This is a genomic window from Streptomyces sp. NPDC085900 (assembly GCF_044540925.1).
GTDB classification, from domain to species: Bacteria; Actinomycetota; Actinomycetes; order Streptomycetales; family Streptomycetaceae; genus Streptomyces; species Streptomyces gilvifuscus.
Window position 1 is genome coordinate 390,736 of sequence record NZ_JBITSP010000004.1, and the last position, 23,876, is coordinate 414,611.

The following is a 23,876-nucleotide window of genomic DNA, read 5'->3' on the forward strand; positions in this document are numbered from 1 at the left end:
GGAGTAAACAGAATGTTCGGTTACCGCGTTCCCGCGCCAGACGAGGCGATGCTGATCTCGGGTGGCAGGCGGGGACTGGGGGGCGCGCCGTTCCGGGTGGTGACGGGGCACGGGAAGTTCGTGCTGCCGTTCTTCCGAAAGACCCGTTTCCTCACGCTGGCGATGTGCGAGGCCGAGGTCACGGAGACCTGTGTGACCCGGCAGGGCATCGCGTTGAACGTCCGTGCCGTGATCGCCTTCAAGGTGGGCAACGACACCGAGAGCATCATCAACGCCGGTCAGCGTTTCCTCTCGGACCAGGACCAGATGTCGGTGCTGACCGGCCGTATCTTCGCCGGTCATCTGCGGGCCATCATCGGCTCCATGACGGTCGAGGAGATCGTCACCGAGCGGCAGAAGCTCGCCGCGGAGGTGCTGGACACCTCCAAGACGGAGATGGCGAAGATCGGTCTGATCGTGGACTCGCTGCAGATCCAGTCGATCGACGACGGCGACGCCGGCTACATCGACGCCATGTCCGCGCCGCACCGCGCGGCCATCCAGCGGCAGGCCCAGATCGCCCAGGCCCAGGCCACCCAGACCGCGGCCGAGGCGCAGCAGGAGGCGGCGCGCAAGCAGGCCGAGTACGCCCGGCAGACGGCAGTCGTCCAGGCGGAGTACTCGGCGCAGGTAGACCGGGCGCAGGCCGAGGCCGCGCAGGCCGGTCCGCTGGCGCAGGCCCACGCCCAGCAGGAGGTGCTCGCCGCGCAGACCGAACTGGCCCAGCGGCAGGCGGAGTTGCGTCAGCAGCAGCTGGTGGCGGAGATCGTCAAGCCCGCCGAGGCGGAGGCCGAGCGGATCAAGCTGCTCGCCAAGGCGGAGGCGGACCGGATGAAGATCCAGGCCGAGGCGGCCGCCTCCTACGACCGGGTGGCCCTCGACCGGATGCTGATCGACCAGCTTCCGCAGATCGTGAAGGAGGCCGCGGGCGGCCTCGCCGGCGCCAACGTCAACGTCCTCAACGGCGCCGACGGCCTCGGTGAGATCGCCGCCGGCCTGGTCTCGCAGGGCCTGACGATCCTCGACTCGGTCCGCCAGAACCTCGGCGGCCAGGACTCCGACGGCCGTACCGGCGGGGGCAACGGCGTGCTGGAGCTGCGCGCGAAGGAGGACCGCAGGCCGGGCGACGGACCGGTGAACGTCGACTGAGCCGTGCCGCGGTCTCCGCCCCGGCGGGGACCGCGTCCTACTCTGACCGTCATGGGCGACGGCGACTTCACCGACCTGCGGGGCACCCGGTTCGAGCGCGCGGACCTGGGCGGGGCCCGGTTCACCGCGGTGGGCCTCAACGGAGCGACGTTCCGGTCGTGCGAGCTGAACCAGGTCGTGATGCGGGGTGTGGAGCTGGTCGACACCACCATCGACGGCGAGGTCAGGAACCTCGTGGTCAACGGCGTCGACGTGGCACCGCTGGTGGAGGCCGAGCTGGACCGCCGGCACCCCGACCGCCCCAGGTTCCGGCCGACCACGGCCGACGGTTTCCGTGCGGCCTGGGACCTCGACGAGCGGCTGTGGGAGGCCACCGTCGCCCGGGCCCGCCGGCTGCCCCCGGAGCTGCTCCACGCCTCCGTGGGCGGGGAGTGGTCGTTCGTCCAGACGCTGCGTCACCTCGCCTTCGCCTGCCAGTCGTGGGTCGAGCGGTGCATCCTGCGCGACCCCAGCCCCTGGCACCCGCTGTCCCTGCCGTGGGACGAGATGGCTCCGCGCCCGGGCGTCCCCCACGACCGTGACGCCCGGCCCTCGCTCGACGAGGCGCTCGCCCTGCGGACGGCGGCGATGGCGGCGGTACGGCGGGTGGTCGACGGCCTGACCGACGACCTGCTCGACACCCGCACCGAACCGCTCGTCGGGCCCGGCTGGCCGGACGAGGGCGAGACCTTCGAGGTCCGCGAGTGCCTGCTCGTGGTCCTCAACGAGGAGTGGTGTCACCGTATGTATGCCGAACGCGACCTGACCGAGCTCGAGAAGAGGGGCTGACCGCGTGGAACTCGCCTTCCGGGGCCGGGTGATCGAGTGGCGCGGGCCGGCGCCGTACTACTTCGTGGCCGTGCCCGACGACGAGTGCGCCGACATCCGCGAGGTGGCCGCGACCGCCACGTACGGCTGGGGTGTCGTCCCGGTCGAGGCCCGGATCGGTGAAGTCGCCTTCGCCACTTCGCTGTTCCCCAAGGACGGCGGCTATCTGCTGCCCCTGAAGAACGCCGTGCGGGTGCCGCAGGGCGTGGGAGCGGGGGACGAGGTGGCGGTGCGGATGACCGTCCGCCTCTAGGACCAGCGCCTCGCCGTATTGTTCGATCATGGCCGATACCGAAATGATGCGGCTGGCCGAGATGCCGCTGCACGACCCGTTCGTCGTCGCCGACGGCGGCACCCGCACCTATCACCTCTACACCTCCAACGACCCGTCGGTGTCCGGTGTGGAGGGCGTCGGCACGATGGTCTACCGCAGCCGCGACCTGCGCGACTGGACGCGTCCCACGGTGGTCTTCCTGGCCGCCGAGCAGCGGGAGCCGTGGGCGGCCGACGGCGGCTGGGCGCCGGAGGTCCACGAATGGGCCGGCCGCTACTACCTGTTCACCACCCTGCACGACGAGAGCAAGGCGCTGCCGGCACCGCAACCGGGCCGCTGGGGCACGCCGTTCCGGCTGCCGAACCATCGCCGCGGCACGGTCACCGCCGTTTCCGATTCGCTGCTCGGGCCGTTCACGCTCGTCGACGCCTCCCGCCCCACACCGCCCGAGCACCTCATGACCCTGGACGGGACGCTGTACGTCGACCCCTCCGGGCAGCCCTGGATGGTGTACGCCCACGAGTGGCTGCAGACCGTCGACGGCACGATGGAGGCGATCCGGCTGGCCCCGGACCTGACGCGGACCGTCGGGGAGCCCGTCTTCCTGTTCAAGGGCTCGGACGCGTCCTGGCTCGGGGAGCAGATACCCGCCGGGGTACCGCACCAGCTGCCGCCCTACGTCACGGACGGCCCACAGCTGCACCGCACCCCGGACGGCGCCCTGTTGATGCTGTGGTCGACGTACGAGAAGAACCGGGCCGGCGAGGACGGCACCCTGAGCGGCGGATACGTGCAGACCTACGCCGTCTCCAACTCCGGTGAGCTGCAGGGCCCGTGGGAACAGCGGCGCCCCCTGGTCCGTGACGACAGCGGCCACGGCATGCTGTTCCACACCTTCGAGGGCGAGTTGATGATGGTCCTGCACCGCCCGTTCGAGAACGCCCGCGGCAAGCTGTACGAGATGCAGCTGCACGGCGACGAGCTGCGGGTGCTCCGGCAGCGCACGGACCTCGACGGCGGCGGCTGAGCGCGGCGCCGCCGAACCCGGAGCCGCACGCGGGCACCCCCGGAGTCCGTAGCCGTCAGTCCTCTCGACCCGGGAGCGGCGCCCTGCCGTCGAGGCGGAGGAGTACGGCGGTGCCGGGGCGCGGCAGGGACACGGTGAGTCGTCCGTGGGCGGCGTCCCAGTGGGCCGTGGCGTCGGCGGCCGCCGGATAGAGGAGCGTGGGGGTGAGGCGGGCGCCGCGGAGGTGGTCCAGGGGGACGGTGCGGGTGCTGTCCTCGGCGTCGTCACCGGTGGCCGGGGTGCGTCGCCACAGGGTGAGCCAGTCGGCGTCGGTGCCGCGCCGGCCGAAGGCGATCCAGGAGTCCTCCCACGAGGGCAGGCCGAGCGGCCAGAAGGGCAGGCTGTCGGGAATCTCGGCGCGGAGTTCCTTGTAGACGGCCAGGCCGGTGCGGACCAGGTCGAACCGTTCCCGGTCCATCCGGTCGAGGAACCCGGACAGGTGGACGCGTCCCGTCATCGCGCCGGTGAGGGTGAAGGCGACGAGGTCCGGGTCGAAGTGCGGCTGGGGGTAGGCCCATACGGCGGCCTGCTCGGGCGTCACCGCGGTGGCGGCCGCGGCCGCGATGGGCGGACAGCGCAGGGGGTCCTGCTGGTCGCTGGTGGACTGCAGCTGGGTGACGGCGAGTTGGGCGTAGTCCATGCGCAGTCCGCCCGAGCCGCAGTTCTCCAGGACGAGACGGGGATACCGGTCGAGGACGGCGCCCAGCCAGTCGAGGTGGGCGCGATGGTGCCCGAGCAGTCCCGCACCGGCGCTCTCCTCGCCGCTCTCGGTGCCCGGCCCGACGTTGATGTTGTAGTCGAGTTTCAGATAGCCCACTCCCCACTCCCCCACGATCCGGTCGACGACCCGGTCGAGGTGCGCGCGGGCGGCCGGGTGGCGCAGATCCAGGTGGTGGCGGCCGTGCTCGGTGACACGTACGCCGCCCCTGCGGAAGAACGCCTCGGGCGGCAGGGTGCGCGCCAACGGGCTGCGGACGCCCACCACTTCGGGCTCCAGCCACAGGCCGGGTGTCATCCCGTGCTCCCTGACGGCGTCCAGAACGCGCTGGATGCCACCCGGAAAGCGACGGCCGGAGGGCTCCCAGGCGCCGACGGCGTCCCACCAGCCCTCGGCGTCGTCGTCGTACCAGCCGGCGTCGACGACGAAGACCTCGGCACCGGCGGCGGCCGCCGCTTCGATGAGCGGCAGGAGTTTGTCGGTGGTGGGGTCGCCCATCAGGGTGTTCATGTAGTCGTTGTAGATCACCGGGAGGGCCGTGTGGTCCGGGTGGGCGCGGCGCATCCGGCGGCGGCAGTCGGTGAGTTGCCCGAAGGCGGCGTCCAGCCCGCCCGTCCCGGCACCGGCGAGGGTCGCGGGGACGGTGGTGAACTCCTCGCCGGGCGCGAGGAGCTGACGCCACTGGTGATGGGCGTCGTCGGGGCCGAACAGGGCGACGTAGGCGGCGCCTTCGCGTTCGCCGGTCTCGTAGCGCCAGCCGGCGCTGGACTCGATCTGCCACAGCCACGCGCGTCCCGCCGGGTCGGTGAGCGCGGCGACCGGGAGATGACGGCCCGTGGACCAACTGCCCTGCGAGGAGCGCTCGAAGCAGCCGCGCCCCTCGTGGCCGTGGGCGGACCGGCTCAGCCGGACGACCTGGTCACGGAACGGGGCCTGCCGCCAACGGCACTCGGCGAGCCAGTCGTTGTCCGCCCAGTGCAGGGTGAGGCCGTCGAGGTCGCCGTAGGCGAGACCGCCGAGCGCGAGGCTCGATACGCTCTCCAGTCGGAGCGGGGCGCCGCCCTCGTTGACCAGGCGCACTTGCGAGCGGACGAAACCGGTGCCGGGGCAGGTCCGCAGACTCACCTCGGCGGCGAGAGCGGTCACGGGATCCGCGAGCGTGATCGTCGTGCAGTGCCACTCGCCGTCCTGGACCGTCCGGTGGCCCCGGTGGGCGAGGCGCTCGCCGATCGCGGTGTCGATGAACCGTTCCCCCGACCAGGTGCGCCCGTGCCCGGTGGCGGTGATCTCCACCAGGGGCAGCAGGGCGTCCCAGTCCTGTCCGGGCGCACCCAGCCTGACCGACCCGCCGGGTCCCACGACGGCACACAGCCCCAGAACCTCCTGGGACCAGAGAACCGACCCTGCTGCTGCTTCGACGGCACTGGTCAACGCGGTGTCCCTTCGGTGGCGGGCGGCCTTCGGCAGATCTTTCCAGGGCCGCCCTTCATGGTCGGCCCGCCACCTCACGTATAATTACCCCCGGGGGTATGCGAGAGGACAGTGATCATGCAGCTCGACCTGGAGAGGCTCTTCCTCTTGCTGCCTGAGCACCGACGACCGTCTCGACCTTGAAACCCGACCCCGAAACCCGGCCTCGAATCCGGACCTCGAATCCCGACCTCCCGACCCGAAGGAGAACACCTCATGTGCCGACAAGCGGTCTGCCGAAAGTGCCAGGGCATCACGTACCGGGGCTGCGGCATGCACGTCGAGCAGGTACTCGCCGGAGTTCCGCGCTCACAGCGCTGCACATGCTCCGAGGACGAGGCTCCGGCCGAAGGGCTCTGGAAGCGCCTGTTCGGCCGCCGTTCGTGAGCGGAGGCACGAAAAAGGGTCCCCGCCGGCTCTCGCCCGCGAAGACCCTTCGCACCGTCGGGACGACAGGATTTGAACCTGCGACCCCTTGACCCCCAGTCAAGTGCGCTACCAAGCTGCGCCACGTCCCGGTGCCGTCTGACCTGGGGTTTCCCCGGGCCGAACACGCAGGGAAACCATACCGCACTCGGGTCCATGGTCGCGCACGGCTTTTCGCCGGCCCCGCGCCCGCCCACGGGTCGTGCCGCCCGGCACCGGTGCCCCGCCGGTCAGTCCGCGGACGGCGCACCCAACTCGGGGTAGGCCTCCAGCAGTCGGGACGGGGCCGCCTGGCGCCAGGAGTCGGCAAGTATGTCGCGCAGCTCGCTCTCGTCCTCGATCGCGGCGAGGCGGGCCCTGACCCAGGCGAACTGCGCCTCGTGGTCGGCGATCCAGAACTTCTCCGGTTCGGCCAGCACCAGTTCGTCGCGCTCCTCCTTCGGGCAGCGCACGGCGATGGAGGTCTCGTCCTCGGGCAGCGTGGCGAACATCTTCCCCGCGACCCTGAAGGTGGGCATGCTCCAGGCGATCTTCTCCGTCGTGTCCGGCAGGGCGAGGCAGATTCGGCGTACGTCTTCGGCATCCGGCATGCCCCGCACGTTAGCCGCCGCCACTGACAATCACCTGGTGGGAGCCTCGGCGCCCGTCTCGCGGCGAAGGGGCTTGTAGTAGATCGAGGTCGGCCTCAGCACCCCGTCCGGGGCCGCCGCGTAGTCCGGGATCGCACCGATGCGGCTCCAGCCGGCCGCCCGGTACAGCCGCTCGGCGGGGCTGTCGGTCTCGGTGTCCAGGTGCAGCAGGGTGATCCCGGCCGCGGCGGCCGCCTCCTCCGCCGTGGCCAGGAGCAGACGGCCGAGTCCCCGCCCGCGGGCGTCCCGGTGCACCATCAGCTTCACCAGCTCGGCCCGGTGGCGGCTGTTGGGCTTGTCCGGGAAGGCAAGGCTCACCGTGCCGACCGGCCGACCGCCGTCGTACGCCACCCACACGGCGAGCCGGCCCGCCGCGGTGCCGGCGGCGTGCTCCCGCCACCACGCCAGGGCCTCCGCCCGGTCGAGGGGCGCGAGGAAGCCGATGGAGGCGCCGCCTTCGACGGTGTCGACGAGCAGGTCGGCCAGTCCGGCCGCGCAGGCGAGCAGTTCGGCGTGGTCCACGCGCTCGACGATCACGGCAGCACCACCGCCAGCACGTAGCGCACGTCCGCCGGGCCCGCGCACCGGAACCGGGTCGGCCCCCACACCCGCAGCCGCAGGCAGTCCCCCGTGCCGAGGTGGTGCTCCGTCTCCCGTGCCGTCACCTCGAGCGCTCCTTCCAGGACCCAGATGTGCTGCTCCAGACCGGGTACGGGCGGCCGGTCGTAGGAGATGTCGGCTCCCGCCGCGAGCCGCCCCTCGACGAGTTCGCCGCGCAACCCGGCGTGCGGTGGCGAGACGGATCGTCGTACGAAGCCGGAGGCGCGGTCCCGCCACACCGGCTGCTCGGCGGCCGCCACCAGCGGCGTGGGTTCCGCCTCCACCTCGGCGAGCAGCCGGGACATGGTCCGCCCGTAGACGCCGCAGAGACGGTTGAGGAGTGCGGCGGTGGGGCTGATCTCCGCCCGTTCGGCGCGGGAGAGGGTGGATTTGCTGATGCCGCTGCGTTCCGCCAGTTCGCCGAGCGACCAGCCGTGTTCGGCGCGCAGCTCGGCCAGGCGGGCGGCGAGGCGGGCGTCGACCGGGTCCGGGGCCGGGGCGTCCCCGGCACGTTCATCGCGTTTCACATCGGGGACGATATCCCGGATATGAAACAGCCAGGTTACGGCGTCTCCACTCCGGCCGCCTCGCGCAGGGCATCCAGCACGGGGCGGATCAGCGGATGCTCCTCGGCCCCGCGTCGTACGGCCGCGAAGACCCGGCGGGTGGGCGCGACGCCGTCGACGGGCCGTACGACCACGCCGGCGAGGTCCATCCCGCTCAGCGCGGACCGCGGTACGAGCGCCACGCCGGCGTCGGCCGAGGCGAGGGCGACGACCGCGCGGAAGTCGTCCGAGGAGTGCTCCAGGCGCGGCTGGAACCCGGCGCTCTCGCAGGCCAGGACCACCACGTCATGGCACGGGTTGCCGGGGTACGGGCCGATCCACGCGTCCTTGGCCAGGTCGGCGAGCGGGATCTCGGCGGCCTCGGCCAGCCGGTGCCGCACGGGCACGACCGCGTCGAACGGCTCGGCGTACAGGGACACGTGGGTCAGCCGCGGGTCGTCGGCGGGCGGGGCGCCCCGATACTCGACGGCGACGGCCACGTCCACCTGGCGGTCCAGCACCATCGGCAGGCTGGCGTCGCCCTCGGCGTCCTGGACGCGGATGCGGATGCCGGGCGCCGACTCGGCGAGACGGGCCACCGCGGGGGCGACGACCTGGGCGATGCCGGTGGCGAAGGCGGCGACGGTGACCGTGCCGGCGGCACCCGATCCGTACGCGGCGAGCTCGGCCTCCGCGCGCTCCAGCTGGGCGAGGACCGCGTTCGTGTGGCTGAGCAGAATCTCGCCGGCCGGGGTCAGCCGTACGCCCTTGGCGCCGCGCTCGACCAGGCGGTGACCGGTCTCCTGCTCCAGGGCGGTCAGCTGCTGGGAGACCGCCGAGGGGGTCAGGTACAGCGCGGCGGCAGCCGCCGTCACCGTGCGGTGGTCGGCCACCGCACGAAGGATGTGGAGCCGCCGCGCTTCGATCATGGAATCGATTGTCTCAAACGCACACCCCGGGCCCTCAGGCCCGCTCGGCCTCCAGCTGCGCCCGCGCGGCCACGAAGGCGTCGACGGCCCGGTTCACGTCCTCGGTGGAGTGCGCGGCGGACAGCTGGACGCGGATACGGGCCTGGCCCTGCGGCACCACGGGGTAGGAGAAGCCGATCACGTACACGCCCCGCTCCAGCAGCAGCTCGGCCAGCCGGCCCGCCTTCGCGGCGTCGCCGATCATCACCGGCGCGATGGCGTGGTCGCCCGGGAGGACCTCGAAGCCCTCCTCGGTCATCCGGCGGCGGAACAGGGCGGTGTTCTCGGCCAGCCGGACGCGCAGGTCGTCCGCCGACTCCAGCAGGTCGAGGACCTTCAGGGAGGCGGCAGCGATCACCGGGGCGAGCGTGTTGGAGAAGAGGTACGGGCGCGAGCGCTGGCGCAGCAGGGCGACGATCTCGGCGCGGGCCGCGACGTAGCCGCCCGAGGCGCCGCCGAGGGCCTTGCCGAGGGTGCCGGTGATGATGTCCACGCGGTCCATGACGCCGTGCAGTTCGGGGGTGCCGCGGCCGCCGGGGCCGACGAAGCCGACGGCGTGCGAGTCGTCGACCATGACCATGGCGTCGTGGCGGTCGGCGAGGTCGCAGATCTCGCGCAACGGCGCGACGTAACCGTCCATCGAGAACACGCCGTCGGTCACGATCAGCTTCCGCCGCGCGCCAGCGGCCTCCTTCAACTGCCGTTCCAGATCGGCCATGTCACGGTTGGCGTAACGAAAGCGCCGCGCCTTGGACAGTCGGATGCCGTCGATGATGGAGGCGTGGTTGAGGGTGTCGGAGATCACCGCGTCCTCCGGGCCCAACAGGGTCTCGAAGACACCGCCGTTGGCGTCGAAGCAGGAGGAGTACAGGATCGTGTCCTCCTGGCCGAGGAACGCCGACAGGCGCGCCTCCAACTGCTTGTGCACCTCCTGCGTACCGCAGATGAACCGCACGGACGCCATGCCGTAGCCCCAGCGGTCGAGGGCCTCGTGGGCGGCGGCGATCACCTCGGGGTGGTCGGCCAGGCCGAGGTAGTTGTTGGCGCAGAAGTTGAGGACCTCGCCGGGGCGGCCGCCCGCGGTGACGTTGACGGTCGCGGACTGCGGGGTGCCGATCACACGCTCGGGCTTGTGCAGGCCGGCGGCGCGGATCTCGTCGAGGGTGGCGCGCAGGTCGTCGCGCACGGAGTCGAACATCTCAAAGCTCCTAGGGATGCTGATGACTTACGCGGTCCAGTCGAGGATGACCTTGCCGCCGCGGCCGCTCGCCGCGTCGGCGAACGCCGCCTCGAAGTCGCGGTAGCCGTACCGGCCGGTGATCACGGGCGACAGGTCGAGGCCGCCTTCGAGCAGCACCGACATGGCGTACCAGGTCTCGAACATCTCCCGGCCGTAGATGCCCTTGATCGTGATCATCGAGGTGACGACACGGGCCCAGTCCACCGGGAACTCCTCGGCGGGCAGGCCGAGCATGGCGATACGGCCGCCGTGCGTCATGTTGGCGATCATGTCGCGCATGGCCTCGGGTCGGCCGGACATCTCCAGGCCGATGTCGAAACCCTCCCGCAGCCCCAACTCCCGCTGTCCGTCGGCGATCCGGGAGTGCGCGACGTTCAGGGCCAGGCTCACGCCGATCTTGCGGGCCAGTTCCAGCCGTTCCTCGCTGACGTCGGTGATCACGACGTTGCGGGCGCCGGCGTGCCGGGCCACCGCGGCGGCCATCAGACCGATCGGCCCGGCGCCGGTGATGAGCACGTCCTCGCCGACCAGCGGGAAGGACAGCGCGGTGTGCACGGCGTTGCCGAACGGGTCGAAGATGGCCGCGACGTCGAGGTCCACCGGTACACGGTGCACCCAGACGTTGGCGGCGGGAAGGGCGACGTACTCCGCGAAGGCCCCGTCCCGGCCGACGCCGAGCCCGACCGTGGCCCGGCACAGGTGGCGGCGGCCGGCGAGGCAGTTGCGGCACTTGCCGCACACCAGGTGCCCCTCCCCGCTGACCCGGTCGCCGGCCTTGATGTCCGCGACGTCGCGCCCGGTCTCGACGACCTCGCCGACGAACTCGTGCCCGAGCACGAGCGGCGTGCGGATCGTCTGTCGCGCCCAGCCGTCCCAGGAGCGGATGTGCAGGTCGGTGCCGCAGATGCCGGTGCGCTGCACCTTGATCAGTACGTCGCCGGGTCCGACGGTGGGCTCCGGGACGTCCGCGAGCCACAGCCCGGGCTCCGCCTTCTCCTTGACCAGCGCCTTCAACGCTAGGGCTCCTGACGGTGAGACCCCGGGCGCGGGCATGCCGAGGAGGCCCGCATCCGGGGAGAGGGGTGGGATCGCGTAGCAATCTGCCGCACGGTCCCTCCCCCGGTCCATCGAGAGTTTCTTAACCCGCGCCGCAGATCCGCTTCACGCCGCGGATCCGCTTCGCGCCGCGCATCCGCTTCGCGCACGGGAGACGCTTCACACCTGGGAGACCTGGTAGTGGGCGATGTACCACTCGTCGCCCTCCCGGGTCACCAGGACCGAGAGCTTGACGTCCAGGGCGGGCCGGTCCGTGAAGGAGAACTCGACCGCCAGGTAGCCGAGGACGAGTCCGTCGGCGGGCCGCCGGGTCTCCAGGAAGCGGTACGCGGCCGTCATGCCGAGGGGCTGGGAGTCGTAGTACTCGGCGACGCCCTGCCGTCCGACGCTGTAAGGGTGGAGCCCCTGGAAGATCGCGTCCTCGGTGAAGACCGAGGCGACGCGTTCGGGCCGGTGCTCGTCGACCGCGGCCTTCCACCGGTCGAGGACGCCGCGCAGGACGGCCTCGTCTTCTGTCGTGCTGGTCATGGCTGCTCCTCGGACTTGTCAGTGGCCGGCGCTCATACCGCCGTCGACGTGCAGGATCTCTCCGGTGACGAACGGGGCCGTCTCCAGGAAGAGCACCGCGTCGACGATGTCGCCCACTTCACCCATCCGGCCGACGGGATGCAGGGCGGCGAGGAAGTCGTGGGTCTCGGCCGGGTGCATGGGGGTCTTGATGGTGCCGGGCGAGACCGCGTTGACCCGGATGCCGCGGGTGGCGTACTCGATGGCGAGGGACTTGGTCGCGGACTGCAGACCGCCCTTGGTGAGCGAGGCCAGGACCGAGGGGACGCGGGAGTCGGCGGCGTCGACCAGGCTCGTGGTGACGCTGACGATGTGGCCACCGCCCTGGGCGAGCAGATGCGGGACGGCCTGCTGGGTGAGGTGGAAGAAGCCGGCGACGTTGATGCCGGTGACGGCCGCGTAGTCCTCGGCCGTGTAGTCGGTGAACGGCTTGGCGACGAAGACGCCGGCGTTGTTGACCACGGCGTCGATCCGGCCGAACCGCTCGACGGCGGCCGCGACGACGCGCTCGGCGGTGGCCGGGTCGGCGATGTCGCCCTGGACGGTGAGGACGCCGGCGTCGTCGACGGGGGCGATGGTGCGCGAGGTGGCGACGACGGCGTATCCGAGCTTGCGGTAGCCATCGACGATGGCGGCGCCGATGCCCTGCGAGGCGCCGGTGACGATCGCGACCTTCTGGTTCTGCGTGCTCATGGTGACCTTTTCCGAAGTGATGACCGGTTACTAGCCGACCGGTCGACTATTTGGAAGGTAGGCCGGATCGCACGGCGGCGGAAGGATCGGATCTCTACCGCGTGGGAGGCTGATCCTCCCAGCGCAGGTCAGCCCGGCAGCGCGTACGGATCGTCGGCGGGCAGCCAGGCGTCCGGGGCATGGATCCCGAGGTCGCCGAGGCCCTCGCACAGGGCGTCCACGGTGGCGAGGACGGCGGCCCGGTCCTCTTTCTCTCGCCACACGAGCGACCAGGTCCAGTACACCTTCGGGGCGACGATCTCGCGGCGGACCAGGTCGGAGGGGATCGGATCGCCCTGCCCCTTGGGGGAGTTGAGGACCGGGCGGGTGCAGCGGCGGACGTGGTCGAAGAAGGCGGGGCCGGTGACGGCCCCGTCGGAGATCCGCACCTGACGGGCCCCGGTGCGGCGGGCGAGCTCCTCGGCGTAGACGTTCCAGGACTGCCAGGAGGTGATGTCGTCGTCGATGAGGACGTCGGCCTCCCCGGCGGCGACCTCGGCGGTGTCGGTGCCCTTGGCGACGGCGTAGAGCCGGTCGGCGCCGATCAGGCGGGCCCGCAGCCCCAGCCGCTTCAGGTCCTCGTCGCGCACCCAGCACACGGCGAGGTCCAGGCTGCCGTCGGCGACCCGGGCGGCCTGGGTGTGGGAGGGGGCGACCCAGGCGTCGACCCGCACCTGGGCGACCGAGGCCGTGCGCGAAGCCAGGTCGGCGGGCAGCCAGTTGACGTATCCCAGCCGTACCGGCAGGGAACCGGACAGCCGGCCGGCCCGGCGCTTGAGGTCGTCCGCCCGCTCCAGCAGGGCACGGGTGTGCGGGAGCAGGTCGGCGCCGGCCGCCGTGAGGGAGACCGAACGGCGGTCCCGGTCGAAGAGCCGTACCCCGAGGTCGCGTTCGAGCGCCTTGATCTGCTGGGAGAGCGAGGGGCCCGCGATGAGCAGCCGCTCGGCGGCACGGCCGAAGTTCAGTTCCTCGGCGACCGCGACGAAGTACCGCAGCTGGCGCAGTTCCACGCGCGCCATGCTACGCGCGCTGGTAGGCCGGGCCTATCAGCAGCGAGGAAGCCGGTCGTGGAAGGCGTGCCGGGGGCGGGCGCACGATGGGCTGACCGACGAGCACGAACGGAGTGCGTCATGCGAGAGTTCCTGGTCGAGATCACCACCACCGTCCCCGAGGGCACCGGTCAGGACGAGGTCGACCGGCGGCGGGCCGCCGAGGCCGTCCGCGCCGGGGAACTGGCCGCCACCGGCCACCTGGCCCGGCTGTGGCGTCCGGTGGGCGAGTTGCGCAGCATCGGCGTCTGGCGGGCCACCGACGAGGCGGAGCTGCACGAGAAGGTGCTCGGCACGCTGCCGCTGCGCCCGTGGATGACCGTCACGGTCACCCCGCTGGAGTCGCACCCGAACGATCCGGGCCGATGAGGGGCTCCTCCCCCTGGACCCATGTCGCCCGGGCGGCCGCCGCACTCGCGGCGGGCATGGGCGTCGGCCGCTTCGTCTACACCCCGATCCTGCCCCTGATGCACACCGGGGCGGGCCTGTCCGCGGCTTCCGGGGCCAACCTCGCGACCGCCAACTACGTCGGCTACCTGGTCGGGGCCCTCGCGGGCATCCTGGCCCCCGCCCTGACCCGCTCGCGCGCCGTGCTGCGCGGGTCGCTGCTGCTGCTGACCGGGACGCTCGCGGCGATGCCGCTCACCCGCAGCACAGCGGTGTGGGCGCTGCTGCGGCTGGCGGCCGGGGCGGCCAGCGCCCTGGTGTTCGTCGTCGCGGCCGGATCCCTCCTGCACCACCTGCGCGACCACCCGCCGCACCTGTCCGGCTGGGCGTTCGGCGGCGTGGGCGGCGGAATCGCCCTGTCGGGCGTCCTGGTGCTGGCCCTGCGGTCCTTCGGCGACTGGCGTACGGCCTGGTGGGCGGCGGCCGCTCTCACCGCGCTGCTCACCGCCGCCTGCTGGAACCTGCGACCGGAGGCGGCGCCCGCCGCCCGGGTGGCCGGGGGCGGCTCGCGGCCCCGCACGCACCGCTGGTTCGGCGCGCTGTTCGTCAGCTACACCCTGGAGGGCGTCGGGTACATCGTCGCCGGGACCTTCCTGGTCGCGGCGATCGGGCAGGAGGCCCCCGGCCCGGTCGGCAGCGGCGCCTGGGTGCTCGTGGGGCTGGCCGCCGTACCGTCCTCGGCGCTGTGGGCGCGGCTGGGGCGCCGCTGGTCACGTCCCGGGCTGCTGGTCGCGGCGCTCGTCGTGCAGGCGGCCGGGATCGCCCTGCCCGCCCTGGCCGGGGGTACGGCGGCCGCCTACGGCTCGGCGGTGCTGTTCGGCGGCACGTTCATCGGCGTCAGCACGCTCGCCCTCGCCACCGGGGCCCACCTGCGCTTCCCGCGCTCGGTCGCCCTGCTGACCGCCGGATACTCCGTCGGCCAGATCCTCGGCCCCCTGGCGGTGGCGCCGCTGCTGCACCACGGATACCGGCAGGCGCTGCTCCTGGCCGCCCTGGTCGTCCTCGCCGCGGCAGCGGCCGCCGCCGTGCTGCGCGTCGGTTTCCCGCACCACATGGTCGTAAGGGAACGCACGGAACCGCTCGGGCGGCGACAATCGAGCGAGGAAGCGGGCGCGCTCGCCCCGCATTCGGCCGACTGACGTGGAGCCGCACATGACCACCGCACGGGACCTCGCGATCGTCGCCCTGGACGTGGCGACCGACACGCCGGTGGAACAGGGCGACCTGTCGCTCGCGCTCGCGGCGGCCGAGGTGTTCGACCTCGTCGAGGCGAAAGCCCTCGTCCTGGACGGCGACCGCATCCTGCCCAGCGCCCAGTCCCCCACGGGCGACCGGCTGTTGGACGAGGCCGCCGCGGCGCTCGTACGGCAGGAGCCGTACGAGTCGGTCGAGGACTGGCTGTGGCGCCGGGGCCGCGGGCTGTCCGCGGCCTACGTCGAGGACCTGGAGCGGGTCGGGCTGACGGCCCGGCCCCGGGGCCGCCGGATTCCGCTGCGGACCGGGCGCTCGGTCCTGGTCGACTCGGCGGCCCGGCGCGCGGCCGAGGAGCGCCGGGCGGCGGGCGAACCCGTCCTCGCCGCCCTCGCCGCCGCGGCCGGCATCGGAGCCGAACCGGCCGAGATCCCCGAGGAGTTGGCGGGCGAGACGCCCACGACCGTGCTGGCCGCCGTCGGAAACGCGGTGATGGAACTGGAGGCGGTACGGCAACGACGCCAGATCGAGGACGCGGCGTTCGACAATGTGTGGCGGGGTTATTAGGGGTGGTGGCCTGGGCCGGGGGGCGGCGGGCGGCATCCAGGGCGGGCCAGCCACCTACGGCCTGCGGCGAGCGGCGTACGACGTGCTCGCGGCCAGCGGCATACGGCGTCCCGCGCGAATAGCGGCGGGCCCGCGGCGAGCGGCGTTCGGCGTTCGGCGTTCGGCGTCCCGCACGGGTAGCGGTGGGCGTGCGGTGTGCGGCAAGCGACCTGCGGCAAGCGGCGGGCCCGTGGCCAGCGGCCAGCGGCCAGCGGGCCAGCGGGCCAGCGGGCCAGCGGGCCAGCGGGCCAGCGGGCCAGCGGGCCAGCGGGCCAGCGGCCAGCGAGCGTGCCCGGCGTCGGGACACCGCCGAGATCCGTCAGCTCGGTCCTGGATACGTCAGCTCGGCCCTGTGCCGGCCGGCCCCCGGCGGTCAGGCGGCGGTGGCGCCCAGCAGGGCCCGGCAGTTGTCCCACAGGGGGCTCAGGCGGCCGGTGTCGTTGTAGAGCTTGGCGAACATCACCTGGCCCTCGAGCTGGGCCACCACCGCGCGCGCGGCCGCGCGGGTGTCGGTGGCGGTGGTCTCACCGCGCTCACGGGCCTCGGCGATCACCGCCTCGACCATGTCGATCTGCGCTTCGAAGATCTCCTGCAACCGCTCGCGGACGGCCTCGGTCTGGTTGCTGAGCTCCAGCGTGAGGTTGCCGAACAAGCAGCCCGAGACGGTGCCGCAGCCCTCCTGGACGGCCCGCTGTCCGGCCTCCGTCTCCTCGAACAGCCGCCGCAGCCGCCGCAAGGGCTCCGCGTCGCCGCCCAGAGCGCGCGTCCAGTCGCGCTTCTGGGCCGCCCAGTGCTCGTCGACGACGGCGAGCGCGAGCGCCTCCTTGGACTCGAAGAAGTAGTAGAAACTCCCCTTCGGCACCCCGGCGGCCTTGCAGATCTCGGCCACGCCCAGGGCGGAGTAGCCGCGCCCCTCGATCAGCGAGCGCGCGGCACCGAGGATCTTCTGCTTGGCGTCGCTGGTGCGTCCCATGCGGACAGTGTACGGAAGTATTAGACCGGTCGGCTAGTGAGAGCGGCCGGCCCCCGGTCACAGCAGCGGAAGCCCGTCCGCCTCGCGCCGCTCCAGCCGCGCCACCAGCTCCGCCGCCGAGGCCTTGATGCTCTCCAGTCCGGGCCTGCCCCACGGCCGCGGCTCCACGTCGGCCACGCACACCGTGCCGAGCACCATGCCCGTACTGTCGACGAGCGGTGCGCCCAGGTAGGAGCGGACGCCGAACTCGTCGACGATCGCGTTGCCCGCGAACCGCGGGTAGTCGCGCACGTCCTCCAGCACCAGCGCCTTGCGCCGGACCACCACATGGGGGCAGAAGCCGTGGTCGCGGGTGAGTTCGCGGCCGAGGACCGGTGCGCTGCCGTCGGCCCTGACGACGGCGGCCGGCGGTACGTCCGGCACGTGCAGGCCCGCGAAGAACTGCCGGTTCTCGTCGATGAAGTTGACCATGGCGTACGGCGCCCCGGTGACCTCGGCGAGGCGGCCGGCGTAGGCGTCGAGCCAGGGGTCCGGGCGTTCGTTCAGGCCGAGTTGGCACAGGCGCCGGGTGCGGGCGGGGGCCTCCTTGTCCTCCGGGGTGAGCAGCAGTCGACCGGCGGGGCGCGACGGGTCGTACCTCATGGGCGGGCTCCGTCACTGTGGACGCAGGTCATGTAGGGGCTCCATGGCGGGTGTTCGGGAATCACATGTGGGCGCCGTGGCTCGGCGCGTGGGCCGGGGCGTGTGCGATGAGGTGGCGGACGAGGGTGAGCAGGGTCTGCACGCCCGAGCTGGAGATACGGGCGTCGCAGCGCACGACGGGGATCTCCGGGGGCAGGTCGATGGCGGCCCGGACCTCTTCGGGGTCGTAGCGGTAGGAGCCGTCGAACTCGTTGATGGCGACGATGAATCCGAGGCCGCGCTGCTCGAAGAAGTCGACCGCGGCGAAGCACTCCTCCAGGCGGCGGGTGTCGGCCAGGATGACCGCGCCGAGCGCCCCTTCGGAGAGTTCGTCCCACATGAACCAGAACCGCTCCTGCCCGGGCGTGCCGAACAGATAGAGCACATGCTCCGGATCGAGGGTGATGCGGCCGAAGTCCATGGCCACCGTCGTCTCGACCTTGTTCTCGATCCCGTCGAGACGGTCGGTCGCGGCGCTGACCGTGGTGAGCAGCTCCTCCGTGCTCAGCGGCGCGATCTCGCTCACCGCGCCCACGAAGGTCGTCTTGCCGACTCCGAACCCTCCCGCGACCAGGATCTTCAGTGCGGTCGGGAAGGGGTCAGAGCTGTCGTCGTAGTCCATCGAGCACTGCCTCCAGTAGGGCCCGGTCGGTCGGGGCGTGGTGGAACTCGGGGGGCTTGGTGGTCAGCGCCCCGCAGTCGACGAGGTCCGACAGCAGCACCTTGGTGACCACCGCCGGCAGCTTGAGATGCGCGGCCAGCTCGGCGACCGAGACGGGCGCGCGGCACAGGTCGAGGGCCTGCTGGTGCTCGGGGCCGAGATAGCCGAGGGGCGTGGCGCCCGTGGCCATCACGTGCGACAGGAGGTCGAGGGAGATGGTCGGCCGGGTGCGGCCGTTGCTGACCGTGAAGGGGCGCACCAGCCGGCCGGCCGCGTCGTCGAGCCAGGGCCCGTCGCCCGCCGCCGCCACGTTCAAGGCCTCATCGCCGTGGGTTCGACGGCGTGCTGCCGGGGTGCGGTGGCCAGGTACGGGCGGACGCTCTTGACCAGCATGGCCATCTCGTAGCCGAGCACGGCCGCGTCGGCCTCGCGGCCGGCGAGCACCGCGAGACAGGTCCCGGAGCCCGCGGTGGTCACGAACAGCAGCGTCGAGTCGAGTTCGACGACGACCTGGCGGACCTCTCCGCCGTCGCCGAAGCGGACCCCGGCGCTGCGGCCGAGGGAGTACAGGCCTGAGGCCAGCGCCGCCATGTGGTCGGCGCTGTCCGCGTCGAGGCCGTGGACCGACTTCACGAGCCCGTCGCAGGAGAGGAGTACCGCGCTGGTGGTGTGCGGTACGCGCTGCACGAGGCCGCTCATCAGCCAGTCGAGATCGGATGCATGGCCGGTCGGCGCATCGCTCGCCATGGTGGATCGACTCCTTGGGGTACGAAGGTCTGCGGGAGCGGTGGGGGCGGGGGTGGGGGCTGCGGTGGTCATCCGGCGGGTGCGCTCCCGTCGCGCCGGGTGGGGTGGTCGGTGCCGCGCGCGGAGGCGGGGCGCGCCTGGGCTATGTGGGCCGGGTCCATGGGCGATACGCCCATGGGCGAACCGTCCCTGGGGGGCCGGTCCCTGGGTGACACGTCCATGGGGCGCGGCGGAGTGGTGGCGGTGACCTCCGTGCGGTGATCGTCCGGGCGGGCGGTGGGGAACCTGTGCGGGCGCTCCATGTGCGGTGACGACATGTGGTCCGCCCCGGTGTGCGCAGCCCCCGTGTGTTCCGACTCCAGGTGCGCGGACTCCGGGTGCTCCGACTCCAGGTGCGCTGACTCCAGGTGCTGCTGGGCCTCGGCGAGACCGATGCCGCGCTGGAAGGCGGCCATCAGTCCGGGGTCATGACCGGCGACGTGGTCGGCGTCCGGGCGGGGTGCCGGGCCGTCGCGCAGCTGCGGCGCGATGTGTTCCTGGGCGCGGCGGCGGGGGAGCTGCGGGGGCCTGCCCATGGTGCCTCGGACGGTGCCGCCGCGGGGCGTGGGCGGCGCGGTCACGTGGTCCGCGACGAGGTGCCGGTCGTCGGGCCTGATGCCGGGAAGCGCCTCCGCCGGGTTGGGCCGCTCCTCGTGGGAGCCGCGCACGGGCAGGGGCGCGGGACCGCCGCCTGCCGTGGTTCCGTGCGCCACGGCGCCGTCCCACTGCTCGCCGTGGCGCGCTGCGGACGGCGGGGATGCGGCCCGGCGCCCGGTGACGTCGGCTCCGTTCCGGGGCGAGGACTGGAGCTGCGGCTGCGGCTGCGGGGGTTGTGGCGCTACGGCCGCTGCCGTGCCGCCGGTGCCGCCCTGCGGCTGCGCCGCGCCCCCGGGCAGGCCGGGCGTCGGCCCCAGCAGCCCCTGCGGTACGACGAGTACGGCCTGCACTCCGCCGTAGATGTTGGTCTGCAGCCTCACGTTGATGCCGTGCCGACGCGCCAGCTGCGAGACCACGAACAGTCCGATCCGGCCGTCGGCGAGCAGGCTCGCGACGTTGACCTGGTCGGGGTCGGCCAGCAGGGCGTTCATCTTCTTCTGCTCGGCGACGGGCATGCCGAGACCCCGGTCCTCGACCTCGACGGCGAGGCCGGAGGTGACGAGGGTGGCCCGGAGCAGGACCTGGGTGTGCGGGGCGGAGAACACCGAGGCGTTCTCGACGAGTTCGGCGAGCAGGTGGATGACGTCGGCGACGGCGTGGCCGCGCAGTTTGCCGTCGATCGGCGGCACCAGCTTGACCCGGGAGTACTGCTCGACCTCGGCGATGGCGGAGCGCAGCACCTCGGTCATGGGGACGGGGTGGCTCCACTGGCGGCGGGAGACCGCGCCGCCGAGGACGGCGAGGTTCTCCGCGTGCCGTCGGATGCGGGTGGCGAGGTGGTCGACGTGGAAGAGGCCCTTGAGCAGGTCCGGGTCCTCGATCTCGTTCTCCAGCTCGTCGAGGATCGAGATCTCCCGGTGCACCAGGGACTGGAGCCGCCGGGCGAGGTTCACGAAGACCTCGAGCTTCTGCTCGCTGCCGGCCTGGCTGGAGAGCTGGGCGGCCTGCACGACGGCGGTGACGGCGCCGTCGTGCGCGCGGGCGAGGTCGGCGGCGAGCAGCTCGAAGTCCTCGGCGTCGTCGGCGGGCGCGACGCGCGGCTTGCGCTGGGGCGGGGCGTCGCCGCGGCGCAGTGCCTCGACGAGGGCACGCAGGTCGGCCTCGCCGCGAGCGGTACTGCGGCGCAGGGCGCCGATGCGGTCGCTCACGGCCCTGGCGGCCCGGTCGGCGGCGACGGCGGCGATCACGATGCCCGCCAGGGCGACGGAGACGGCGCCTGCGAGGACGCCCCACAGGGTGAGGCCGGGGCGGGCTCCGGTGGAGCGGACCGTGAACAGGACGGCCGCGCTGGCGCTCAGGGCGACCGCGACGGGCGGCAGCACGGCGAGCCGGAGCAGCTGGGGCCGTATGTGGGTTTCGGGCAGCGAGGGCGCTGTGCGGGCGACCGGTCGTCCGTGCCGTCCGCCCTCGCGGCGGTCTGCGCGTGCGGCCGGTGCGCGGAGGTGAGACATCGGATTCCTCGTCGTGCTGGTCCGTCGGTGCCTGGGGCGCGGGCGTGCGCGGTTCGGGCATGCGCCGTCGTGTCGGTCGAGAGGGGGGCAGGAATGCGGCCCCGCTTCGCCCGACGGACACTCACAGTAGTCGGCAAGGCATCATGTGCGGTGGGCAGTTGACAAAGTCCCACGCGGAGCGTCCCGCTCTGGTATGAGGCGTCGTACGACAGACCGATAAACCCAGGGGCCGGGCGATCCCGCCCGACAACGGATCGATCAGAGCTGGTCAGAAGCGGTCACGGCGAAGCAGGGGCCCTGTCGCCGTGATTGCGGGGACGGAAAGGAACCGACCGCGGAAACCGCCCACCCCTTGTCCGCTCCCCACCCCGACCGGACCGTTTCGACCCCTTTCTCGCCCACCCGAGTCACCGCCTGAACGTCACTGTCCGTGTCAACCACGAGGACGCGACATCACCCGCCAGGAGACCGCGAAGCCCGGAAATCAGAGACGCGCCCCACGACGCATGATCGACAGCGGCGCGTCCGGTCAAGGCCGAACTTCGGCAGCCTTGCCCTCCTCGACGCGCGTCTGCGCGGCCGACAGCGTGAGGCTCCCCGCGCACACGGCCCGGTGCAAGGAGTTCTCCAGCCGGTCGTCGACACGGGCTCGCGCGACGGGCACAGGCCTCAGGTTGGCCGGATCGGAGGCGGCTCCTCCGAGCTCCAGGGGGATGATGTGGTCTTCTTCGTAGTGCGCGGGGTTCTTGTCGCTCACACCGGACGCCGCGAGTTGCCGCCGCTTCAGCTGTTCGGTCAGGTCGGACGGCGGCCGTACAGCCGCTGTCCAGCCCCGGACGCAGATCGTGTAGTGGATCGTGGACTGGGTCACGGCCGGGTCGAGGGCTCCGGGCGCTCCACCGGGGACCGGCCGGGAGAACCCGCCGGCGCCCACCGGATGCGGCGACGCCTGGCTGAGCGTGCCGCCGCGCACCGTGTAGGAGCCCGCGTAGTCGGCGGTACTGCCGTCGGTGTGAACGGCGTGCAGGTGGACCTGTACGGAGTCCCCCGCCACGGAGTCGACGCGGATCTCGTCGGCGGCGGTGTCGGCGAAACCGGCGACGAACTGCTCGTAGGACCGCGCGAAGTGGCTGCCGCCGAGGTCCCAGGCCCGAGAGTAGTCATGGCGGTTGATCGCGGCGTAGTACTCCTCCACCACGGAAACCGGGTCTGGTCCCCCGCCCTGGGTCATGGTCCGCGCAACGTGCGCGATCCGGAGCGGTCCGGTTTCAGCGGCGCCCGTTACGGCGGGGCGGCCGGGCGGCTGCGGGTGAGCGGTCAGTCCCAGGGCGGCGACGGCACAGAGCCCGGCCACGGCCTTCGACGTCCACATCGGCCCTCCCGGGCGAGACGTGTGCGGCCTGTAGAGGACTTTTTATGATAATCGACCCATTTCAGGCCGAACAGTCGATCCGCTCCGGGCCCCCTTCGGACCCGCCGCCCGGAGCCGCCCCCACCGGCCTCACCCAGCAGGTACCGCCTCCGGCTCCCCCGTGCCCTCGTCCGCGCCCCGTCCGGCGTCGGCGTGGTCGTCGGTCGCCGAGTTGGCCGCCGTCTTGATCGCCGCTCCGGTGAGGGCCGTCGGCCAGCCGCCGTCGGGGGTGTGGGCGACCTCGCGCCACCAGGGGGCGGAGGGGATCGTCTCGGCGGTGGGTTCGAAGGGCTCGCCGGGGCGGGGCAGGGCGATGCGGGAGCCGGTGGCGTGGGCGGCCTCGATGGTGCCCTCGCCGGGCTCGGCCCAGGGGTGGGGTGCCAGGTTGAAGGTGGCCCAGTGGATCGGCAGCATCACGCCGTGCGGCTGTCCGCCCTGGAGGTCGAGGTGGGCCCGCATGCCCTCCTCGGGCGTCATGTGGATGTCGGGCCAGAAGTCGGAGTACGCGCCGATCTGGATCATGGTGGCGTCGAAGGGGCCGTGCGCGGCGCCGATGTCCCGGAAGCCGTCGAAGTAGCCGGTGTCGCCGCTGTGGTAGACGCGGTGCTCGTCCCCGGCGACGGACCACGACGCCCACAGGGTGTGCTGGGTGTTGCGCATCCCGCGGCCGCAGAAGTGGCGGGCCGGAGTGGCGGTCAGCGTGAGGCCGCCGACCTTCGTCGCCTCGTGCCAGTCCAGCTCGCGCAGCCGGTCGGCGGAGACTCCCCAGTGTTCGAGGTGGGCGCCGACGCCCAGCGGGACGGCGAAGAGGGTGTCCGTGTCGGCCAGCGCCTTGATGGTGGGCAGGTCCAGGTGGTCGTAGTGGTCGTGCGAGATGACGACGACGTCGACCGGGCCGAGCGCGGCCAGTGGCAGCGGCACCGGGTGCACCCGCTTGGGGCCGATGAAGGGGAACGGGGAGCAGCGCTGACCCCAGACGGGGTCGAAGAGCACCCGGTGACCGTCGATCTCCGCGAGCACGCTGGAGTGCCCCATCCAGGTCAGCCGCAGCCCGGTGGCCGGCGGCTTCGCGATGTCGGCGAGGGTGGTGGCGTGCACCGGAACGGTGCCCCGGGGGCCGCGGCGGGGCCGCTCGTCCTTGTCGAAGTAGACCTTCGCGAAGTCCACCATCGAGATGGAGGGGCGGCTCGTCGGGCCGCCGGGATTCTGGAAGACCCCGTCCTTGAAGTGCGGTGATCTGCGGATGCGCGCCAGGCGCTCACCGGTGGGATCCGCGCCGAAAGCCTCGGGCTGCAGCGCCTTGAGCCCGGAGCTCAGGGGACGGAAACCGGACACGGTACCTCCAGGTGGAGTCGGTGAGGCATTCCATTATGGTCGGCTCCACTGACAACACCCGAGTCATGCGGTCCCGGCGGGCTCTTTCCAAGGAAAGCCCAAAGATACGGCCGCTCTCGACCTCTGCCATGCAGAGGTCGAACTGCCGCTCCCCGGCTCACCTGCGCACCGCGGCGCCCGCTCCCGCGGGAGGCGGGAGGCGGAGCCACCACCTGGGAAACCGGGGACGCCCGGCGCCCATTCCCGCCGCCGCCACGGAACCTCGTCGGAGCCGTGATCCTG

Annotated in this window: 25 protein-coding genes and 1 tRNA gene; 7 read left to right on the plus strand and 19 right to left on the minus strand. The window is 72.5% G+C overall.

What is annotated here, in order from left to right:
• Positions 1 to 12: 12 nt before the first annotated feature.
• Genes ACIGDI_RS15860 through ACIGDI_RS15875 form a run of 4 tightly spaced genes read left to right on the plus strand, consistent with a single transcriptional unit; the run spans position 13 to position 3,356 of the window.
• Entirely contained in the window at positions 13 to 1,188 is a 1,176-nt protein-coding gene (locus ACIGDI_RS15860; protein WP_399896204.1) for a flotillin family protein, read from the plus strand.
• A gap of 51 nt (positions 1,189 to 1,239) precedes the next feature.
• Positions 1,240 to 2,016, plus strand: coding sequence for a DinB family protein (locus tag ACIGDI_RS15865; protein ID WP_399896207.1), 777 nt, complete (start codon positions 1,240 to 1,242; stop codon positions 2,014 to 2,016).
• 4 nt (positions 2,017 to 2,020) lie between these two features.
• Complete coding sequence (locus ACIGDI_RS15870) at positions 2,021 to 2,308, plus strand: DUF1905 domain-containing protein (RefSeq protein WP_399896210.1); 288 nt, start codon at positions 2,021 to 2,023, stop codon at positions 2,306 to 2,308.
• Positions 2,309 to 2,336: 28 nt separating this feature from the next.
• The gene (locus tag ACIGDI_RS15875; protein ID WP_399896213.1) at positions 2,337 to 3,356 is read left to right on the plus strand and encodes a glycoside hydrolase family 43 protein; all 1,020 of its coding nucleotides are present in this window, start codon (positions 2,337 to 2,339) and stop codon (positions 3,354 to 3,356) included.
• A 55-nt stretch (positions 3,357 to 3,411) separates the two neighbouring features.
• Here ACIGDI_RS15875 and ACIGDI_RS15880 read toward each other — a convergent pair whose 3' ends face one another.
• The 11 genes from ACIGDI_RS15880 to ACIGDI_RS15930 all read right to left on the minus strand — a co-directional run bounded on the left by ACIGDI_RS15880 (position 3,412) and on the right by ACIGDI_RS15930 (position 13,365).
• A complete protein-coding gene (locus tag ACIGDI_RS15880) occupies positions 3,412 to 5,472 on the minus strand; it encodes an alpha-galactosidase (RefSeq protein ID WP_399896216.1) in 2,061 nt (686 codons plus the stop codon).
• A 555-nt stretch (positions 5,473 to 6,027) separates the two neighbouring features.
• Positions 6,028 to 6,101, minus strand: a tRNA-Pro gene (locus ACIGDI_RS15885).
• A 138-nt stretch (positions 6,102 to 6,239) separates the two neighbouring features.
• On the minus strand, positions 6,240 to 6,599 hold the full coding sequence (locus tag ACIGDI_RS15890; RefSeq protein ID WP_399896219.1) for an MmcQ/YjbR family DNA-binding protein: 360 nt from the start codon (positions 6,597 to 6,599) through the stop codon (positions 6,240 to 6,242).
• 30 nt (positions 6,600 to 6,629) lie between these two features.
• Positions 6,630 to 7,175: a GNAT family N-acetyltransferase gene (locus ACIGDI_RS15895; RefSeq protein WP_399896222.1), complete on the minus strand. Its 546-nt coding sequence runs from the start codon at positions 7,173 to 7,175 to the stop codon at positions 6,630 to 6,632.
• Positions 7,172 to 7,765: a helix-turn-helix domain-containing protein gene (locus ACIGDI_RS15900; protein ID WP_399896225.1), complete on the minus strand. Its 594-nt coding sequence runs from the start codon at positions 7,763 to 7,765 to the stop codon at positions 7,172 to 7,174. Before ACIGDI_RS15900 ends, ACIGDI_RS15895 begins: the two co-directional genes overlap by 4 nt.
• Positions 7,766 to 7,800: 35 nt before the next feature.
• The gene (locus ACIGDI_RS15905; RefSeq protein ID WP_399896228.1) at positions 7,801 to 8,712 is read right to left on the minus strand and encodes a LysR family transcriptional regulator; all 912 of its coding nucleotides are present in this window, start codon (positions 8,710 to 8,712) and stop codon (positions 7,801 to 7,803) included.
• A 34-nt stretch (positions 8,713 to 8,746) separates the two neighbouring features.
• Positions 8,747 to 9,949 (minus strand): glycine C-acetyltransferase, encoded by a 1,203-nt coding sequence (locus tag ACIGDI_RS15910; RefSeq protein WP_399896231.1) that lies wholly within the window; start codon positions 9,947 to 9,949, stop codon positions 8,747 to 8,749.
• Positions 9,950 to 9,976: 27 nt separating this feature from the next.
• Positions 9,977 to 11,005, minus strand: coding sequence for an L-threonine 3-dehydrogenase (gene tdh, locus ACIGDI_RS15915; protein WP_399896233.1), 1,029 nt, complete (start codon positions 11,003 to 11,005; stop codon positions 9,977 to 9,979).
• 201 nt (positions 11,006 to 11,206) lie between these two features.
• Complete coding sequence (locus tag ACIGDI_RS15920) at positions 11,207 to 11,575, minus strand: YybH family protein (RefSeq protein WP_399896236.1); 369 nt, start codon at positions 11,573 to 11,575, stop codon at positions 11,207 to 11,209.
• Between the two features lie 18 nt (positions 11,576 to 11,593).
• Positions 11,594 to 12,307 carry an SDR family NAD(P)-dependent oxidoreductase gene (locus ACIGDI_RS15925; protein ID WP_399896239.1) on the minus strand — a complete coding sequence of 238 codons (714 nt, stop codon included), beginning with the start codon at positions 12,305 to 12,307 and terminating at the stop codon, positions 11,594 to 11,596.
• Positions 12,308 to 12,435: 128 nt separating this feature from the next.
• Positions 12,436 to 13,365 (minus strand): LysR family transcriptional regulator, encoded by a 930-nt coding sequence (locus tag ACIGDI_RS15930; protein ID WP_399896242.1) that lies wholly within the window; start codon positions 13,363 to 13,365, stop codon positions 12,436 to 12,438.
• Between the two features lie 111 nt (positions 13,366 to 13,476).
• Here ACIGDI_RS15930 and ACIGDI_RS15935 point away from each other — a divergent pair, with 111 nt between their 5' ends.
• From ACIGDI_RS15935 to ACIGDI_RS15945, 3 genes are read left to right on the plus strand one after another with little or no spacing between them, the layout of a single operon-like run.
• A complete protein-coding gene (locus tag ACIGDI_RS15935; protein ID WP_200701865.1) occupies positions 13,477 to 13,764 on the plus strand; it encodes a muconolactone Delta-isomerase family protein in 288 nt (95 codons plus the stop codon).
• The gene (locus ACIGDI_RS15940; protein WP_399896245.1) at positions 13,761 to 14,981 is read left to right on the plus strand and encodes a YbfB/YjiJ family MFS transporter; all 1,221 of its coding nucleotides are present in this window, start codon (positions 13,761 to 13,763) and stop codon (positions 14,979 to 14,981) included. Before ACIGDI_RS15935 ends, ACIGDI_RS15940 begins: the two co-directional genes overlap by 4 nt.
• Positions 14,982 to 14,994: 13 nt before the next feature.
• Positions 14,995 to 15,600 (plus strand): GPP34 family phosphoprotein, encoded by a 606-nt coding sequence (locus tag ACIGDI_RS15945; RefSeq protein WP_399896248.1) that lies wholly within the window; start codon positions 14,995 to 14,997, stop codon positions 15,598 to 15,600.
• 412 nt (positions 15,601 to 16,012) lie between these two features.
• Here ACIGDI_RS15945 and ACIGDI_RS15950 read toward each other — a convergent pair whose 3' ends face one another.
• The 8 genes from ACIGDI_RS15950 to ACIGDI_RS15985 form a co-directional block, all read right to left on the minus strand.
• A complete protein-coding gene (locus ACIGDI_RS15950) occupies positions 16,013 to 16,612 on the minus strand; it encodes a TetR/AcrR family transcriptional regulator (RefSeq protein WP_399896251.1) in 600 nt (199 codons plus the stop codon).
• Positions 16,613 to 16,669: 57 nt separating this feature from the next.
• A complete protein-coding gene (locus ACIGDI_RS15955; RefSeq protein WP_399896254.1) occupies positions 16,670 to 17,254 on the minus strand; it encodes a GAF domain-containing protein in 585 nt (194 codons plus the stop codon).
• Between the two features lie 61 nt (positions 17,255 to 17,315).
• The gene (locus ACIGDI_RS15960; protein WP_058921822.1) at positions 17,316 to 17,915 is read right to left on the minus strand and encodes an ATP/GTP-binding protein; all 600 of its coding nucleotides are present in this window, start codon (positions 17,913 to 17,915) and stop codon (positions 17,316 to 17,318) included.
• The gene (locus tag ACIGDI_RS15965) at positions 17,893 to 18,264 is read right to left on the minus strand and encodes a DUF742 domain-containing protein (RefSeq protein ID WP_272174712.1); all 372 of its coding nucleotides are present in this window, start codon (positions 18,262 to 18,264) and stop codon (positions 17,893 to 17,895) included. Before ACIGDI_RS15965 ends, ACIGDI_RS15960 begins: the two co-directional genes overlap by 23 nt.
• A 2-nt stretch (positions 18,265 to 18,266) precedes the next feature.
• Positions 18,267 to 18,701, minus strand: a complete 435-nt coding sequence (locus ACIGDI_RS15970; protein ID WP_272174322.1) for a roadblock/LC7 domain-containing protein — start codon at positions 18,699 to 18,701, stop codon at positions 18,267 to 18,269.
• Between the two features lie 68 nt (positions 18,702 to 18,769).
• Positions 18,770 to 20,848 carry an ATP-binding protein gene (locus ACIGDI_RS15975; RefSeq protein WP_399896259.1) on the minus strand — a complete coding sequence of 693 codons (2,079 nt, stop codon included), beginning with the start codon at positions 20,846 to 20,848 and terminating at the stop codon, positions 18,770 to 18,772.
• Positions 20,849 to 21,377: 529 nt separating this feature from the next.
• Positions 21,378 to 22,046: a hypothetical protein gene (locus ACIGDI_RS15980; protein WP_399896262.1), complete on the minus strand. Its 669-nt coding sequence runs from the start codon at positions 22,044 to 22,046 to the stop codon at positions 21,378 to 21,380.
• A gap of 303 nt (positions 22,047 to 22,349) precedes the next feature.
• The gene (locus ACIGDI_RS15985) at positions 22,350 to 23,594 is read right to left on the minus strand and encodes an MBL fold metallo-hydrolase (protein ID WP_399896265.1); all 1,245 of its coding nucleotides are present in this window, start codon (positions 23,592 to 23,594) and stop codon (positions 22,350 to 22,352) included.
• Positions 23,595 to 23,876 lie beyond the last annotated feature (282 nt).

What these genes read in the sequence shown, in the direction of transcription:
- ACIGDI_RS15860 (WP_399896204.1), top strand. Translation starts at nt 13, where the DNA reads ATGTTCGGTTACCGCGTTCCCGCGCCAGACGAGGCGATGCTGATCTCG.
- ACIGDI_RS15865 (WP_399896207.1), top strand. Translation starts at nt 1,240, where the DNA reads ATGGGCGACGGCGACTTCACCGACCTGCGGGGCACCCGGTTCGAGCGC.
- ACIGDI_RS15875 (WP_399896213.1), top strand. Translation starts at nt 2,337, where the DNA reads ATGGCCGATACCGAAATGATGCGGCTGGCCGAGATGCCGCTGCACGAC.
- ACIGDI_RS15890 (WP_399896219.1), bottom strand. Translation starts at nt 6,599, where the DNA reads ATGCCGGATGCCGAAGACGTACGCCGAATCTGCCTCGCCCTGCCGGAC.
- ACIGDI_RS15905 (WP_399896228.1), bottom strand. Translation starts at nt 8,712, where the DNA reads ATGATCGAAGCGCGGCGGCTCCACATCCTTCGTGCGGTGGCCGACCAC.
- ACIGDI_RS15910 (WP_399896231.1), bottom strand. Translation starts at nt 9,949, where the DNA reads ATGTTCGACTCCGTGCGCGACGACCTGCGCGCCACCCTCGACGAGATC.
- ACIGDI_RS15920 (WP_399896236.1), bottom strand. Translation starts at nt 11,575, where the DNA reads ATGACCAGCACGACAGAAGACGAGGCCGTCCTGCGCGGCGTCCTCGAC.
- ACIGDI_RS15925 (WP_399896239.1), bottom strand. Translation starts at nt 12,307, where the DNA reads ATGAGCACGCAGAACCAGAAGGTCGCGATCGTCACCGGCGCCTCGCAG.
- ACIGDI_RS15930 (WP_399896242.1), bottom strand. Translation starts at nt 13,365, where the DNA reads ATGGCGCGCGTGGAACTGCGCCAGCTGCGGTACTTCGTCGCGGTCGCC.
- ACIGDI_RS15935 (WP_200701865.1), top strand. Translation starts at nt 13,477, where the DNA reads ATGCGAGAGTTCCTGGTCGAGATCACCACCACCGTCCCCGAGGGCACC.
- ACIGDI_RS15940 (WP_399896245.1), top strand. Translation starts at nt 13,761, where the DNA reads ATGAGGGGCTCCTCCCCCTGGACCCATGTCGCCCGGGCGGCCGCCGCA.
- ACIGDI_RS15945 (WP_399896248.1), top strand. Translation starts at nt 14,995, where the DNA reads ATGACCACCGCACGGGACCTCGCGATCGTCGCCCTGGACGTGGCGACC.
- ACIGDI_RS15950 (WP_399896251.1), bottom strand. Translation starts at nt 16,612, where the DNA reads ATGGGACGCACCAGCGACGCCAAGCAGAAGATCCTCGGTGCCGCGCGC.
- ACIGDI_RS15955 (WP_399896254.1), bottom strand. Translation starts at nt 17,254, where the DNA reads ATGAGGTACGACCCGTCGCGCCCCGCCGGTCGACTGCTGCTCACCCCG.
- ACIGDI_RS15960 (WP_058921822.1), bottom strand. Translation starts at nt 17,915, where the DNA reads ATGGACTACGACGACAGCTCTGACCCCTTCCCGACCGCACTGAAGATC.
- ACIGDI_RS15970 (WP_272174322.1), bottom strand. Translation starts at nt 18,701, where the DNA reads ATGGCGAGCGATGCGCCGACCGGCCATGCATCCGATCTCGACTGGCTG.
- ACIGDI_RS15975 (WP_399896259.1), bottom strand. Translation starts at nt 20,848, where the DNA reads ATGTCTCACCTCCGCGCACCGGCCGCACGCGCAGACCGCCGCGAGGGC.